Below are 14,532 nucleotides of genomic sequence, written 5' to 3' on the forward strand. Positions count from 1 at the left end.
CTGGATGATGCTGTAACATCTGGGGCTATGTGTGGAATCGTCGGATACGTTGGTCAATCGGGAAACGACCGTGAATATTTTGCCCTCGACGTCGTGCTGGAGGGGCTGCGCCGCCTGGAATACCGCGGCTATGACTCCGCCGGCATCGCGATGTACGCGGACGGGGAAATCAGTTGGCGCAAGAAGGCCGGCAAGGTAGCCGAGCTGGATAAGGAGCTGGCCAGCCGCCCGGTGCCGGACTCGGTCCTGGGTATCGGCCACACCCGCTGGGCCACCCACGGCGGCCCCACCGACATCAACGCCCACCCGCACGTCGTAGACGGCGGGAAGCTCGCCGTCGTGCACAACGGCATCATCGAGAACTTCTCCGAGCTGCGCACCGAGCTCATCGACAAGGGCGCCCACTTCGCGTCGGAGACCGACACCGAGGTCGCCGCCACGGTGCTCGCCGACGTCTTCCACGGCGAGGCCGAGGGTGACCTGACCCGCGCTATGCAGCTGGCTTGCCAGCGCTTCGAAGGCGCCTTCACGCTGCTGGCCATCCACGCGGATCAGCCGGACCGCATCGTGGCTGCCCGCCGCGACTCGCCGCTGGTCATCGGACTGGGCGAGGGCGAAAACTTCCTGGGCTCCGACGTGTCGGGCTTCATCGACTACACCAAGTCCGCCGTTGAGATCGATAACGACCGCGTCGTGACCATCACCGCGGACGAGGTCGCCATCACCGATTACGACGGCAACCCGGCCGAGGGCAAGCCGTTTGAAATCAAGTGGGACGCCGCCCAGGCAGAAAAGGGTGGCTTCGACTCCTTCATGGACAAGGAGATCCACGACCAGCCGAGCGCGGTCCGCGACACCCTGCTGGGCCGCTTCGACGAGTCCGGCAAGCTGATCCTGGACGAGCTGCGGATCGAGGAATCCGTGCTCAAGTCCATCGACAAGATCATCGTCATCGCCTGCGGCACCGCCGCCTACGCCGGCCACGTGGCCCGCTACGCCATCGAGCACTGGTGCCGCATCCCCACCGAGGTGGAGCTGGCGCACGAGTTCCGCTACCGCGATCCGATCGTCAACGAAAAGACGCTCGTGGTGGCCCTGTCCCAGTCCGGCGAGACCATGGACACCCTGATGGCCGTGCGGCACGCCCGCCAGCAGGGCGCGAAGGTCATCGCCATCTGCAACACCCAGGGCTCGTCCATCCCGCGTGAGTCCGACGCCGCGCTGTACACCCACGCCGGCCCGGAGATCGCGGTGGCCTCCACCAAGGCCTTCCTGGCGCAGATCACCGCCACCTACCTGCTGGGCCTGTACCTGGCGCAGCTGCGCGGCAACAAGTTTGCCGACGAGGTCGAATCCACCCTGCGCGAGCTGCGCGCCATGCCGGACAAGATCCAGGAGGTCATCGACGGCGAGCAGCAGGTCGCGGACCTGGCCAAGTCCATGCAGAACGCGACCTCCGTGCTCTTCCTGGGCCGCCACGTCGGCTTCCCCGTCGCCCTGGAGGGCGCGCTGAAGCTGAAGGAAATCGCCTACCTGCACGCCGAGGGCTTCGCCGCCGGCGAGCTCAAGCACGGCCCGATCGCGCTCATCGAGCAGGGCCAGCCGGTCTTCGTTATCGTGCCGTCCCCGCGCGGGCGCGACTCGCTGCACTCCAAGGTGGTCTCCAACATCCAGGAGATCCGCGCCCGCGGCGCCGTCACCGTGGTCATCGCCGAGGAAGGCGACACCGCGGTCGAGGACTACGCGGACTACATCATCCGCATCCCGCAGGCCCCGACCCTGATGCAGCCGCTGCTGGCTACCGTGCCGCTGCAGATCTTCGCCTGCAACGTCGCCGCCGCCAAGGGCTACGACGTGGACCAGCCGCGTAACCTCGCAAAGTCGGTGACGGTAGAGTAGCTTCCATGTCGTTACTCACCACCCGCATCGATTTGGATGCCATCGCCCACAATATTGCCTATCTCAAGGACAAAGTGGGACCGGGCACCCGGCTGATGTGCGTGGTGAAGGCGGACGCCTACGGGCATGGAATCGAGAAGGTGGCCCCCGTGATGGCAGCCGCCGGCGCGGACGCTTTCGGCGTGGCCACCACGGCGGAGGCCGTGCGCCTGCGCCAGGTCGGCGTCAACCAGCCGATCGCGGCGTGGATCTGGGCCCCCAGCGACGATCTCTCGGAGGTCTTAGCCCACGGGATCACCGTCGGCGTGCCCTCCCTGGAGCACGCCCGGGCACTCATCAACCAGGAGACCCCGGCCAGCGTCATCATCGGCGTGGAGACCGGGATGCACCGCTCCGGCATCCAGCGCGCGGACTGGGCGGAGGCCTTTGAGCTGCTGCGCGACTGCCCCTTCCTGGAGGTCACCGGCCTGATGTCGCACTTCGCGTGCGCCGATACCCCGGATCATCCGCACAATGACCACCAGGAACAGCAGTTCCGCGACGCGCTAGAGCAGGCGCGGTCGATGGGCCTGGAGTGCCCGGTCAACCACCTGGCGAATTCCCCGGCCACCCTGACCCGCCCGAGCGCCTACTTCGAGCAGGTGCGCGTGGGCCTGGCCTGCTACGGCCTGGAGCCCATCGAGGGCCTGGAACACGACCTGCGCCCGGCGATGACCTGGGCCGCCACCGTCATCAACGTCAAACCGATCGAGCCGGGGGAGGCCACCTGCTACGGCCTGACCTGGAGCGCGTCCGAGCCGGGTTACCTGGCCACCGTGCCCGCCGGCTACGCCGACGGCCTGCCGCGCAACTTCCAGGACAAGCTGGAGGTGGGCATCAACGGCCACCTCTACCCGCAGGTCGGCCGGGTGTGCATGGACCAGGTCGTGGTGGACCTAGGTTCCAACCCGCACGGGGTGGCCATCGGGGACGAGGCCGTGCTTTTTGGCACTGGCGGGCGCAGCGCCACGGATCTGGCGAACGCCGCCGGGACCATCAACTACGAGGTGGTCTGCCGGCCCACCGGGCGCACCCAGCGGACCTACCTGCCCCGGCAGGAGGCCTAGGATGCGCAGCGATTTTCCCGCCCAGGGCAGCGAGACCCTGAGCACCCGCGAGCAGACCCAGGATCTAGGTGCGCGGCTGGGACGCGCGCTGGAGGCCGGCGACGTGGTGATCCTGGACGGCCCGCTGGGCGCGGGCAAGACCACCCTGACCCAGGGCATCGCCGAAGGCATGGGTGTGAAAGGCCGGGTGACCTCGCCGACCTTCGTCATCGCCCGGGAGCACCGCGCGAAGCAGTCCGGCCCGAACCTGGTGCACGTGGACGCCTACCGCCTGCTGGATGACTTCGGCGCCGGCTCGGGCGACCCCATCGGGGACCTGGACGCGCTGGACCTGGACACGGAGCTGGCCGACGCCGTCGTCGTCGCCGAGTGGGGCGGCGGGCTGGTCGAGCAGCTCAGCGACGACTTCCTGCTCGTGCGCATCGACCGCGAGAGCGCCCGGGCCGACGATGCCCCGCTGGACGAGGACGGCCCCCGCGTCATTTCCTGGCAGTGGCACAGCCGCTAGCGGCCCGCGCCCGCGGCTACCGCGGAGGCGCCACACACTCGCGGAACCTGCACGATGTACCATTACAGGGCGTAAAAACAATGCCCAAGCCTGTCTAGGCACTTAATCCCCATAGAACTAATCCGATAGTCGGGCGTACGACTGTCGCGCAGAAGGAGTCACCATGATGAAACTGTCCAAGTCAGCCGCCGCACTGGTGGCCGTCGTCACCATCGGCTTCCTCATCGCCATCCTGGGCCTGGTCGGCTGGACCGCCGCCCGCGCAGACGAGCCGGTCGGCCGCGTGGGCCATATCCTGGAAGAGACCAAGAACAAGGGCCTGCACGGCACGGCCCTGTCCCCGGCGGATGTCTACGGCGAGGAGTGGAGCGCCGCGGCATTTGTCTGCCCGGGCGTTTCCGGCGATGAGCTGCAGGAGGCCTTCGGTCTGAACCCGGACAAGCTGGACCTGGTGGACGGCAAGGTCCCGGAGGACACCAACTACCTGGTGGCCCTGGACGAGGACCTGAACAGCTTCCCGGAGAAGCTGGACCGCAGCGAGGTTGACCTGTGCTCCCAGCAGGTCCCGCCGGTGATCAACGGCTTCTCCCTGCTGCCGTTCATGCAGAACCAAGACGGAACCTGGGTCCTGGCGTCCTAATGCGGGTTCTGTGCATCGACACCTCCACCACGGATCTGGTCACCGGTCTGGTGGACATCGACCCGGCCCAGCCGGGCAACGCGGCTGGTGCCCAACCGTCGGCGGTCCAGGACGCGACCGTTGAGGACACCCGCGCCCACAATGAGCTGCTGATGCCCACCATCGACCAGCTGCTGGGCGGGGACTATTCCCAGCTGGACGCCGTCGTGGCCGGCTGCGGTCCGGGGCCGTTTACCGGCCTGCGCGTCGGGATGGCCACGGCCTCGGCCCTGGCGCAGGCGCGCGGCATCCCGGTCTATGGGCTCTGCTCGCACGACGCCATCGCCGTGGCCGCAGCCGCCCAGGACAGCGGCGAGTTCGTGGTGGCTACCGATGCCCGCCGCAAGGAGATCTATTACTCCGTCTACCGCGGCACCGAGCGGGTCAGCGGGCCGGACGTGGCCCGGCCGGAGGAGGTGGACTTCCCGGATACCGTGACTGCCGTCTATATCCCGGCGGCGCTGGGGGAGCGGCTGCCGGAGAAGTGGCACGACGCCGTGCGCCCGGCGCTCAACCCGCGCCCGGCCGCGCTGGCAGCGGCCGTGGACTTTAGCGCGCAGCCGGAGCCGCTGGTGCCGCTGTACCTGCGCCGGCCCGACGCCAAGGAGCCGGCGCCGAAGCCGCGCTCGGCGGCCATCCCCGAGGTCGAGCTGTGAGCCTCGTCCTGCGGGAGTTAGAAGCATCCGACGCCGCCCGGTGCGCCGAGCTGGAAACCGTGCTCTTCCCGGGGGAGACCCCCTGGTCGCAAGAGGTCTTCCAGGCGGAGTTCCGCCAGCCGCACACCTTTTACCTAGGCGTGCAGGATACCGAGGCGGATCTGTTGGTCGGCTACGCGGGCATCGGGCGGATGGGCCCGGCCGATGACCCGGAGTACGAAATCCACACCATTGGCACGGATCCGGCGCACCAGCGCCGCGGTATTGGCCGGATGATGATGGACAATATCTGCTACATCGCCGACCGTGAGAAGGCCCCGATCTTTTTGGAAGTGCGCGTGGACAACGTGCCGGCGATTAGCCTGTACGAGGCCTATGGCTTTGACCGGCTGGGCGTGCGCCGCAACTATTACCAACCCTCCGGCGCGGATGCCTACACTTATAAGCGAGAAGGCGGGCAGCCCGCCAGCAACCAGAGAACCAGCAACTAGAGAACAACAACCAGCCTGGTGCCGGGCCCCAGCGCGGCCGGGTGGGAATGACAAGAAACTAAAGAAGGCGAACGGCAATGATCGTATTGGGAATCGAGTCCTCCTGCGACGAGACTGGCGTCGGCATCGTGGAGGTCGACGAGGCCGGGCAGATGCACGTGCTGGCGGACGCGGTGGCCTCGTCCATGCAGCAGCACGCCCGCTTCGGCGGCGTCGTGCCGGAGATCGCTTCCCGCGCCCACCTGGAGGCCATGCCCCAGGTGATGGAGGAGGCCCTGCGCCAGGCCGGTATTGAGCGCCCCGATGCCGTGGCCGCCACCGTAGGCCCGGGCCTGGCCGGCGCGCTGTTGGTCGGCGCCTCCGCGGCGAAGGCCTATGCCGCCGCCTGGGGCGTGCCCTTCTACGGGGTCAACCACCTGGGCGGCCACGTCGCCGTAGCCAACCTGGAGGGCAAGCCGCTGCCGCACGCGGTGGCCCTGTTGGTCTCCGGCGGGCACACCCAGCTGCTGGAGGTCGAAGCCGTCGGCCGCCCCATGCGGGAGCTAGGCACCACGCTTGACGATGCCGCCGGCGAGGCCTATGACAAAGTCTCCCGCCTGCTGGGCCTGGGGTATCCGGGCGGGCCAGTCATCGACAAGCTCGCCGCCCGCGGCGAGCCCACCATCATGTTCCCCCGCGGGCTGAGCAAGGCCGAGGATCTGCGCGGCGACCACCGCCACGACTTCTCCTTCTCCGGCTTAAAGACCGCCGTGGCCCGCTACGTCGAGCAGGCCGAGCGCAACGGCGAGGTCATCTCCGTGGAAGACACCTGCGCCTCCTTCCAGGAGGCCGTCTGCGACGTGCTCACCGCCAAGGCCGTGCGCGCCTGCCAGGACACCGGCGCCGGCGTCCTGCTGCTGGGCGGCGGAGTGGCCGCCAACTCCCGGCTGCGCGAACTGGCCGCCGAGCGCTGCGCCGCAGCCGGCATCGAGCTGCGCGTCCCAAGCTTCAAACTCTGCACCGACAACGGCGTCATGATCGCCGCCGTCGTCGCCCAACTCATCACCGAAGGCGCCGAGCCCTCCGGCCTCGCCACCGCCACGGACACCCAGCTGGAGGTTGAGACCCCGCTGGTGGTGGCGGGTTCCTAGACTCCTGATCTCTCTTTCGGAGTAGCCCCCTGGGGTATTGCGCGAGGCGCAGGCCCTCTTCGAGAAATTCCTATTGGAGGTTATCCCGAGGTGAACGAGGTTTCTGCTGGTTTCGACTCTTTAAGCAGATGTTGACTCGCGTGGGGAGTTGAGTTCTAGTTCGGTCTTCTGCTTGCTCAAATTTTCTTCTCTTAGCAGATGGGCGAAATGGCTAGCAGAAGATACTTTGTTCTGGTGGAGCACTTGTTTTTAGGGAGAGTGGCATGGAATCTGAATCGCTAGACCTTACTGGAAAAGTAGATAGCATTGAGCGAGGGCAAATGACGAAGCACCGTGTTGGTAAATGGGGATTGATCTTCTACCAAGTGTTTCTCTTTTTCTGGACCAACTTCGCCGCGTTTTTTAGTAATTGGTTTCTTGGGGATTGGGGCCGACAGCACTGGATCATCTTTGGTGTTGCCTCGTTGACATTAGCTATCGTAGCTTTCTGTTACTTTGGAGTGTCAATAGATCAGACCTCTGAAAGGGATCAGAATAGGCCCCCTATTACTTTGTTTTACTTTTAGCTTTAACGTTCTTGTCGGTAATTATTTCCTCGATAACACTGTCTTCGGCACCTTGGGTTTTGGTCAAACTTTTTCTGATGACTGCCACGTATTTATGGGCGGCCGTTGTGGCTTGGGACGCAGCAAACTATATACCTTCGAAGTTGGAAAGAGGGCTGAGTCAACAGGGGAATGTAGATGAGAACTCCAATGGCCAGTTTGCTGAACAGTCTGCTTCTGTCCGGAAGTGCGAGAAAGGAGTTACGGATACAGGCACCAGTGGTCTACGGATTGTTGGTATCTCTGCGTTTCTGTTTCTGGCTGGTCTCGTATTGACCCAGTTACAACGCAAGAAGGGCGATAAACCTGACAAGTAAATGGCGCTAGGAACCGCCGTGCCTGTGTCCCAAAGGATCAGTTCAAACTAGTTGTTTGCAATTGAGTATAAGAGAGTCTGCCGTCGAGATTATTGACCCCTGGTTCACGGAATGTTAACCCAAAGTTTTCCCTGCTCAGGGTGTGGTTTTCTGGTGGGCCGGCTAGTTTTAGGAATTATGACTATTGGATTCCTTGTCAACCCGGACCTGACCCGCCGCAAGATCACCTTCGAGCTGGAGCATGCTAACCAGTTCCTGGGTGGGGCCACTGAAGACCGCGTGGCGGTGGCCTTCCAGGAAGATGGCTCGACCTACGCTGCGCTGTTCAACCCGGATGCCCGCGCTGAGGGCGCGGAGCCGAACCCGGTGGCATCGTTGGCGCGTATTACCGCTGATACTGGCAACTCGGCCTTCCTGCAGGACCCGATTCGGGCGATTTCCGGCTCGGTGATCTTCGTGGGTGCCGAAGGCGACGACATCACTGATGACATCGTCGAAGGGGTGGAAAACTCCATTCGCGCCGTGCTGAACTACCGCGAGGACAACCCGGAGGAATACCAGCTCTGGCGCGCGGCCGTGATCAACACGGACAAGCAGGCCTAAGGCCGCGGGCGCGGTTTTGCTGCGTCGCGCGACCTTCACTCACCGGCTCCTGACAGGGGTCGGTGATAATTTTTGTGCAATTGGCGAAAGTGGCAGGTCAACGGCTCAAAAACTTGAGCTAGATGACAATCTGTTGCGAACGTGCCTAGCGTCGCTTTTGCCGTTAGGATGGGCGGTGAGAGGCGGCGCGCCCGGTCGCGATAATTTCTTCGCACCCCTACCTGGTTGCGGCAGGCGCGCGAGCCACGAGTGGAGCAACCAAAAGGAGTACCTCATGACCCTGACAGTGACTGACATCTTCAGTATCGGTATCGGCCCGTCGTCCTCGCACACGGTCGGCCCCATGCGCGCGGCCAAGGCCTTCGTGGACTCGCTGGTCGAATACCCGGCGCTGGTGCGCTGCGAGCTGCGCGGCTCCCTTTCGGCCACCGGCCTGGGACACGCCACGGACCGCGCGGTCATCCTCGGCATGGTGGGCTGGACTCCGCTGGACGTGCCGCTGGACGCGGAGCCGGTCGCCGGCACTAACATCCCGCGCGAGGGTAGTGTCACCGGCCCGACCGGGACCATGGACTACAGCCTGGTCTTCGACAACGAGCCCTTCCCGGGCCACCCGAACTGTATGTTGTTCTCGGCCTACGACGCCGACGGCAAGTGCATTGCTGAGGGCGTGCCGTACTTCTCCGTTGGCGGCGGCTTCATCCAGACCCGTGCGGAGCTGGAGGCGTCCAAGCTGGCCGCGGAGAACCCGACGCCCATGCCGGAGAACATGCGCGCGCCCTACGAGTTCGACACTGGCGATGAGCTGCTGGAGCTGTGCGAGAAGCACGACCTGGCAATCTGGGAGATCATGCTGGCTAACGAGGCCTTCCTCCACGCCGACGAAGGTGGCGAGGACTTCGTGCTGGCCCACCTGGACCAGGTCTGGGAGGTCATGCAGCAGGCCGTATCCCAGGGCATCGAGACCGACGGCATCCTGCCGGGCGGTCTCCTGGTCCCGCGCCGTGCGCCGAAGCTCTACCAGGACCTGCTGGCTCAGCGCGAGGAGGAGGACTCCGGCCTGGAGGCCATGGACTGGGTGGACCTCTACGCGCTGGCCGTCAACGAGCAGAACGCTGCCGGCGGCTGCGTGATTACTGCCCCGACCAACGGTGCCTGCGGCATCCTGCCGGCCGTGCTGCACTACGCGCGGGACTTCCAGCGCGGCTTCAACAAGCACAGCGTGCACCGCTACCTGCTGACTGCCGGCGCGGTGGCCATCATCATCAAGACGAACGCTTCTATCTCCGGCGCCGAGGTCGGCTGCCAGGGCGAGGTCGGCTCTGCTTCCTCCATGGCGGCCGCCGGCATGGCTGAGCTGCTGGGTGGCACGCCGGCCCAGGTGGAAAACGCCGCCGAGATCGCGCTCGAGCACAACCTCGGCCTGACCTGCGACCCCATCGGCGGTCTGGTGCAGATCCCCTGCATCGAGCGCAACGCCGTCGGCGCCGTCAAAGCCATCAACTCCGCCCGTCTGGCCAAGCGCGGCGAGGGCTCCCACGTTGTCTCCCTGGACAACGCGGTCACGACCATGGCAGAAACCGGCCGGGACATGCTCTCCAAGTACAAGGAGACCTCCCTGGGCGGGCTGGCCAAGACCATGGGCTTCACCGTCGCCCAGGTCTCCTGCTAGTAGCACCCTGACGGTTTAAAGCGCAGGGCTTGCTCTTGGCCCCGCTGGTGGCTTGCACGAGCTGCCGGCGGGGCTTTTTGCGTGTTTTGTTGGGCCGCGGCCGGGGAGGGACCCGGCAGTGTGGCTGGGTGGGGCAGTATGGCTTTGCGGCCCGGTGGTGCAGGGGAGTGGCGGGCGTGTGCGCGGCGGGGGAATGGTGTTGTTGTCGGTTAGCAGTCGCGCGGGTAGAGTGCTAGATAGGTTGTTTGACCCACAGTTGTTCACCCGCGACGACGGCTGTGCTGGCAATGCATGCAACCGGCACATACAACTCATTGATTCATAAACGGAGGAATCACACCATGGCAAACATCAAGCCGCTGGAAGATAAAGTTCTGGTCCAGATCGTCGAAGCGGAAACCACTACCGCTTCCGGCCTGGTAATCCCGGACTCGGCTAAGGAAAAGCCGCAAGAAGCGACCGTCATTGCCGTCGGCCCGGGCCGCACCAATGACAAGGGTGAGGTCGTCCCGGTGGGCGTCAACGAAGGCGACACCGTTATCTTCTCCAAGTTCGGTGGCACCGAGCTGAAATACGACGGCCAGGAGTACCTGCTGCTGTCCGCTCGCGACCTGCTCGCCGTTATCGAAAAGTAAAAGGTGGTGTAGCCACTAATGGCAAAACTCATTGCATTTGATCAGGAGGCCCGCGAGGGCATCCAGCGCGGCGTCGACACCCTGGCCGACGCCGTCAAGGTCACCCTGGGCCCGCGCGGCCGCAACGTGGTTCTGTCCAAGGCCTTCGGCGGCCCGACCGTCACCAACGACGGCGTGACCATCGCCCGCGACATCGACCTGGACGAGCCCTTCGCCAACCTGGGCGCCCAGCTGGTCAAGTCCGTGGCTGTCAAGACCAACGACATCGCCGGCGACGGCACCACGACCGCGACGCTTCTGGCCCAGGCGCTGGTCTTCGAAGGCCTGCGTAACGTGGCCGCCGGCGCTAACCCGGTCGAGCTGAACCGCGGCATTGCCGCGGCCGCCGAGAAGACCGTGGAAGAGCTCAAGAAACGCGCCACCCCGGTTAACTCCGCCTCCGAAATCGCCCAGGTCGCCACGGTTTCTTCCCGCGACCCGGAGATCGGCGAGATGGTCGCCGGCGCGATGGAAAAGGTCGGCAAGGACGGCGTGGTCACCGTGGAGGAATCCCAGACCATGGAGTCCACCGTGGATGTCACCGAAGGTATCTCCTTCGACAAGGGCTACCTCTCCCCGTACTTCGCGACGGAGGAAGAGACCAACCACGCCGTGCTCGACGACGCCCAGATCCTGCTGGTGCGCAACAAGATCTCCTCCCTGCCGGACTTCCTGCCGCTGCTGGAGAAGATCGCCGAGTCCGGCAAGCCGACCCTGATTATGGCCGAGGACATCGAGGGCGAGCCGCTGCAGGCCCTGGTGGTCAACTCCATCCGCAAGGTCCTGAAGGTCGTGGGCGTGAAGGCCCCGTACTTCGGCGACCGCCGCAAGGCCTTCATGGACGACCTGGCCGTCGTCACCGGCGCCACCGTCGTGGACCCGGAGCTGGGCATCAACCTCAACGAGGTGGGCCTCGAGGTTCTGGGCTCCGCACGCCGCGTGACCGTGACCAAGGAAGACACCGTCCTGGTCGACGGCGCCGGCACCGCCGAGGCCGTCGAGGAGCGCCGCGGCCAGATCCGCCGCGAGATCGAGCGCACCGACTCCACCTGGGACAAGGAAAAGCTCGAGGAGCGCCTGGCCAAGCTGTCCGGCGGCGTGGCCGTCATCCGCGTCGGCGCCGCCACCGAGACCGAGGTCAACGAGCGCAAGCTCCGCGTCGAGGACGCCATCAACGCCGCGCGCGCCGCGGTCGAGGAAGGCGTCATCGCCGGCGGCGGCTCCGCCCTGGTCCAGATCGCGCGCGAGCTGGAGACCTTCGCCCAGGACTTCGAGGGCGAGGCCAAGACCGGCGTGCTCTCCGTAGCCAAGGCGCTGTCCCGCCCGGCCTACTGGATCGCCACCAACGCCGGTGAGGACGGCGCCGTGGTCACCAACCGCGTGGCCGAGATGCCCAACGGTGAAGGCTTCAACGCCCACACCCTGGAGTACGGCAACCTCATCGACAACGGCATCATCGACCCGGTCAAGGTCACCCACTCCGCCGTCGTCAACGCCACCTCCGTGGCACGCATGGTGCTGACCACCGACGCTTCCGTCGTGGAAAAGCCCGCCGAGGAAGAAGAGTCCTCCCAGGGCCACCACCATCACTAAAACCGCGTGAGCTCACGCGCGCGGGAGACCGGCTCCGCCGAGTAATCGGCGGACCTTCCGCTTGAAAAGAGCCCGAGGGCCCCGCCCGGCTAGCCAGCCGGCGGGGCCCTTCATCGTGCTTTAAGCTATGTCTCGTGCCACAACAAGAATTCATCCGCGTCACCGGCGCGCGGGATAACAACCTGCGCGATATCAGCGTCGATATCCCGAAGCGCCAGCTGACCGTCTTCGTCGGGCTGTCGGGCTCCGGCAAATCCAGCCTGGTCTTCGACACCATCGCGGCCGAGTCCCAGCGGCTGGTCAATGAGACCTACCCCGGCTTCGTCCAAGGCTTTATGCCGCAGACCGCCCGCCCCGATGTCGACCGCCTCGAGGGCCTGACCGCCGCCATCGTGGTAGGCCAGGAGCCGCTGGCGGCCAACGCGCGCTCCACCTTCGGCACGGCCACGGATATCACCGGTATGCTGCGCGTGCTGTTCTCCCGCATCGCGGAGCCGAACGCCGGCGGCCCGGCCGCCTATTCCTTCAACGTGCCCTCCGTGAGCGCGCAGGGCGCCATCCAGGTCGAGAAGGCCGGCGCGAAGAAGGAAGTCACCCATTTCCAGCGCACCGGCGGCATGTGCCCGGACTGCAGCGGCACCGGCCGGGTCACCGACATTGATCTCACGGCGCTAGTGGATGAGACGCTCAGCCTCGACGACGGCGCCATCATCGTCCCGCGCCTCAAGGTCGGCTCCTGGACCTGGCAGAGCTACGCCCAGTCCGGGCTGTACCCCACGGACGTGCCCGTCGCCGAGTTCACCGACGAACAAAAGCACGCGCTGTACTACCTCGACGACGTCAAGGTGAAGGTCAACGGCATCAACATCTCCTACCAGGGCCTGGTACCGAGGCTGGAGGGCTCGACGCTGTCCAAAGACCCGCAGCAGCTGCCCAAACAGATGCGGGAGTTCGTCGAGCGCGCCGCCCGCTTCGTCGACTGCCCGGCCTGCGAGGGAACCCGCCTGGCCGAGCACGCCCGCCGGTCCTATATCGCGGGTGTTTCCCTCGCGGAGGTCTCCCAATGGGAGCTGACCGAGGTCTACTCCTGGCTGGAGAGCCTGGAAGATGCCCGCGTGGCCCCACTGGTGGACAACCTGCGCCAGGCGGTCAACAGCGCCGTGGAGATCGGCCTGGGCTACCTCAGCCTAGACCGGCCGGCGGGCACCCTCTCGGGCGGGGAAGCGCAGCGCACCCGCATGGTCCGGCACTTGGGCTCGGCGCTGACGGATATCACCTACGTCTTCGACGAGCCGACCGCGGGCCTGCACCCGCAGGACATCGAGCGCCTCAACCGCCTGCTGCTGCGCCTGCGGGACAAGGGCAATACCGTCCTCGTGGTCGAGCACAAGCGCGCGACCATCGACATCGCCGACTACGTGGTGGAGCTCGGCCCCGGCGCCGGGCAGAGCGGCGGCGAGGTCGTCTTCACCGGCACCGTCGAGCAACTCGCAAAGGCGGACACGGCTACCGCGCGGGCGCTGGGCCTGCAGACCGGCCTCAAGGAGGAGGTCCGCACGCCCACCGGGGCCATCGAGGTGCGCGGCGCGAGCGAAAACAACCTGCGCGACCTCGACGTCGACATCCCCACCGGGGTGCTCACCGCCATTACCGGCGTGGCCGGCTCGGGCAAGTCCTCGCTGCTGGCCTGCCTGCCGCAGCAGCTTATAGAGGACGGCCGCGTCCTCATGGTCGACCAAGCCACCATCACCGGGTCGAGGCGCTCGAACCCGGCGACTTACACGGGCGCGCTCGAGCCCATCCGCAAGGCCTTCGCCAAGGCGAACGAGGTTAAGCCCGCGCTGTTTTCGGCCAACTCCGCCGGCGCCTGCCCGAACTGCAACGGCGCCGGGGTGGTCTACGTGGAGCTGGGCGTGATGACCGGGGTCGACGTGCCCTGCGAGGTCTGCGAGGGTAAGCGCTTTTCCGCGGAGGTGCTGGCGTATACCTTCGGCGGCTTAAACATCGCCGAGGTCCTTGACATGCCCGCCGCGGAGGCCGCCGAGTTCTTCGCCGCCAAGGAATCCCGGGTGCCGGCCGCGGCGAAAATCTGCGAGATCCTGCGTACCGTCGGCCTGGGCTATATCCACCTAGGCCAGCCGCTCAACACCCTGTCGGGCGGGGAGCGCCAGCGGCTGAAGCTGGCCGTGCATATGGCCGATAAGAAGGCGACGGCCGACGTGCTCATCTTGGACGAGCCGACCACCGGCCTGCACCTGCTGGACACGCAGGTGCTGCTGGAGCTTTTGGACGAACTCGTCGACAGCGGGCACACCGTTGTCTGCGTCGAGCACCACCCGGCGGTTATCGCCCACGCCGATCACGTCATCGATTTGGGTCCCGGGGCCGGCTCGGCCGGCGGCCGCCTCGTGGCCAGCACGAGCCTGCGCGGGCTCACCGAAGTCGCGGACTCGGTCACCGGCAGCTACCTGGCCCGTTACCTGGCCCACGAGGTCTAGGCAGCCACAAAAAGGCGCCACCGGGCGCAGGGCAGCAGGCTGCACTATGGGGCAGCGCGGTGGCCTGTGCGCCAGTGGCGGTAGGGGTCAAGCCCTAACGG

General features: G+C 65.9%; 12 protein-coding genes. All 12 read left to right on the forward strand.

Going from position 1 to position 14,532, the window contains the following annotated elements; translation table 11 throughout:
* The first annotated feature begins 27 nt into the window (after positions 1–27).
* The 12 genes from glmS to ACEE23_RS08495 all read left to right on the forward strand — a co-directional run bounded on the left by glmS (position 28) and on the right by ACEE23_RS08495 (position 14,431).
* Positions 28–1,899: a glutamine--fructose-6-phosphate transaminase (isomerizing) gene (gene glmS / locus ACEE23_RS08440; protein ID WP_368520812.1), complete on the forward strand. Its 1,872-nt coding sequence runs from the start codon at positions 28–30 to the stop codon at positions 1,897–1,899.
* A gap of 5 nt (positions 1,900–1,904) precedes the next feature.
* Complete coding sequence (gene alr / locus ACEE23_RS08445) at positions 1,905–3,005, forward strand: alanine racemase (RefSeq protein WP_368520813.1); 1,101 nt, start codon at positions 1,905–1,907, stop codon at positions 3,003–3,005.
* 1 nt (position 3,006) lies between these two features.
* On the forward strand, positions 3,007–3,513 hold the full coding sequence (gene tsaE, locus ACEE23_RS08450; protein ID WP_368520814.1) for a tRNA (adenosine(37)-N6)-threonylcarbamoyltransferase complex ATPase subunit type 1 TsaE: 507 nt from the start codon (positions 3,007–3,009) through the stop codon (positions 3,511–3,513).
* A gap of 163 nt (positions 3,514–3,676) precedes the next feature.
* Positions 3,677–4,153: a hypothetical protein gene (locus ACEE23_RS08455; protein ID WP_368520815.1), complete on the forward strand. Its 477-nt coding sequence runs from the start codon at positions 3,677–3,679 to the stop codon at positions 4,151–4,153.
* A complete protein-coding gene (tsaB, locus tag ACEE23_RS08460) occupies positions 4,153–4,848 on the forward strand; it encodes a tRNA (adenosine(37)-N6)-threonylcarbamoyltransferase complex dimerization subunit type 1 TsaB (RefSeq protein WP_368520816.1) in 696 nt (231 codons plus the stop codon). Before ACEE23_RS08455 ends, tsaB begins: the two co-directional genes overlap by 1 nt.
* Entirely contained in the window at positions 4,845–5,339 is a 495-nt protein-coding gene (gene rimI, locus ACEE23_RS08465; RefSeq protein WP_368520817.1) for a ribosomal protein S18-alanine N-acetyltransferase, read from the forward strand. Before tsaB ends, rimI begins: the two co-directional genes overlap by 4 nt.
* A gap of 77 nt (positions 5,340–5,416) precedes the next feature.
* A complete protein-coding gene (gene tsaD / locus ACEE23_RS08470) occupies positions 5,417–6,469 on the forward strand; it encodes a tRNA (adenosine(37)-N6)-threonylcarbamoyltransferase complex transferase subunit TsaD (RefSeq protein WP_368520818.1) in 1,053 nt (350 codons plus the stop codon).
* 1,099 nt (positions 6,470–7,568) lie between these two features.
* The gene (locus ACEE23_RS08475; protein ID WP_368520820.1) at positions 7,569–7,994 is read left to right on the forward strand and encodes a hypothetical protein; all 426 of its coding nucleotides are present in this window, start codon (positions 7,569–7,571) and stop codon (positions 7,992–7,994) included.
* 274 nt (positions 7,995–8,268) lie between these two features.
* A complete protein-coding gene (locus tag ACEE23_RS08480; protein ID WP_448872275.1) occupies positions 8,269–9,666 on the forward strand; it encodes an L-serine ammonia-lyase in 1,398 nt (465 codons plus the stop codon).
* A 341-nt stretch (positions 9,667–10,007) separates the two neighbouring features.
* Positions 10,008–10,301, forward strand: a complete 294-nt coding sequence (gene groES / locus ACEE23_RS08485) for a co-chaperone GroES (RefSeq protein ID WP_070769183.1) — start codon at positions 10,008–10,010, stop codon at positions 10,299–10,301.
* 18 nt (positions 10,302–10,319) lie between these two features.
* A complete protein-coding gene (gene groL, locus ACEE23_RS08490) occupies positions 10,320–11,933 on the forward strand; it encodes a chaperonin GroEL (protein ID WP_368520822.1) in 1,614 nt (537 codons plus the stop codon).
* A gap of 134 nt (positions 11,934–12,067) precedes the next feature.
* Positions 12,068–14,431 carry an ATP-binding cassette domain-containing protein gene (locus ACEE23_RS08495; protein WP_368520823.1) on the forward strand — a complete coding sequence of 788 codons (2,364 nt, stop codon included), beginning with the start codon at positions 12,068–12,070 and terminating at the stop codon, positions 14,429–14,431.
* The last annotated feature ends 101 nt before the right edge of the window (positions 14,432–14,532 follow it).

The sequence above is a fragment of the Corynebacterium sp. 32222D000AT genome (assembly GCF_053546955.1).

Bases quoted from the DNA above. Each gene is read 5' to 3' on its own strand.
- glmS (WP_368520812.1), top strand. From the start codon at position 28: ATGTGTGGAATCGTCGGATACGTTGGTCAATCGGGAAACGACCGTGAA.
- alr (WP_368520813.1), top strand. From the start codon at position 1,905: ATGTCGTTACTCACCACCCGCATCGATTTGGATGCCATCGCCCACAAT.
- tsaE (WP_368520814.1), top strand. From the start codon at position 3,007: ATGCGCAGCGATTTTCCCGCCCAGGGCAGCGAGACCCTGAGCACCCGC.
- ACEE23_RS08455 (WP_368520815.1), top strand. From the start codon at position 3,677: ATGATGAAACTGTCCAAGTCAGCCGCCGCACTGGTGGCCGTCGTCACC.
- tsaB (WP_368520816.1), top strand. From the start codon at position 4,153: ATGCGGGTTCTGTGCATCGACACCTCCACCACGGATCTGGTCACCGGT.
- tsaD (WP_368520818.1), top strand. From the start codon at position 5,417: ATGATCGTATTGGGAATCGAGTCCTCCTGCGACGAGACTGGCGTCGGC.
- ACEE23_RS08475 (WP_368520820.1), top strand. From the start codon at position 7,569: ATGACTATTGGATTCCTTGTCAACCCGGACCTGACCCGCCGCAAGATC.
- ACEE23_RS08480 (WP_448872275.1), top strand. From the start codon at position 8,269: ATGACCCTGACAGTGACTGACATCTTCAGTATCGGTATCGGCCCGTCG.
- groES (WP_070769183.1), top strand. From the start codon at position 10,008: ATGGCAAACATCAAGCCGCTGGAAGATAAAGTTCTGGTCCAGATCGTC.
- groL (WP_368520822.1), top strand. From the start codon at position 10,320: ATGGCAAAACTCATTGCATTTGATCAGGAGGCCCGCGAGGGCATCCAG.